Raw genomic sequence first — 705 nt, 5'->3', positions numbered from 1 at the left:
ATCGTCCGCTGTTCCGCCTCATCAAACTCGCATAGTCTAACTACTAGTGGTGGGTGCCCAAGAAAGTCTTTGAATGCGTTTGTAGCAGCACTGTCCCACTCACTGGACCGACTTGAAATAATGAAGTGTGTCGGCTTTGCCTTTCTAGCGTTAGCGAGAAGCCTGTGAATCCCTGTCTGATCGACCTTGGCCAACTCATCAAATGCATCAATCACGAGTGGGCAATTCTCTACATCGGCTCCCATGTGTGTAAACACGTTTGCGGTAATGGTAGAAATGCCCAATTGGTGGGCAAAGCTCCCCATAAGCTCGGTTTTCCCACCGCCGGGCTCGGCCAATACCACAACATAATTTGAAGCGACTAGCAGCGTTTCTTCACTGTATGTCCTGTCATTACACGAGAGTCTGCGCGGAAGATAGAAATTCGAACTCATGGAGGGAAACTCAAAATATAGTGTATTGAACCGCACTAGATTTTCCGGCGGCCATTTTATTTGAGTCGGACAGCTTCAACTGGCTCGTGCTGCTGTCGATAGTACGCCATTTCCTCTGCAGTTTGGGGCACCTCTCAAATCAGTTCTAACGCACGGCGTTCATTAAACAAACCAATCCATTCCAAGGTGGCGATAGTCAATCGCACTCAGTTCTTCCTATTGCCCCGCGATGATGGATCACTTTGGTCTTGAGCATGCCGGTGGTCTGAGC

At 49.1% G+C, this 705-nt stretch carries 1 pseudogene; it reads right to left on the bottom strand.

Annotated features, from left to right (window positions below):
• Nucleotides 1-434, bottom strand: a pseudogene (locus AC1DH9_RS30260) (hypothetical protein); the annotation flags it as partial.
• Nucleotides 435-705: the final 271 nt, after the last annotated feature.

This window comes from Pseudomonas sp. 05T35 (genome assembly GCF_056396605.1).
The sequence above is the reverse complement of the archived record's forward strand: the minus strand, read 5'-3'. Positions and strand labels throughout refer to the sequence as shown.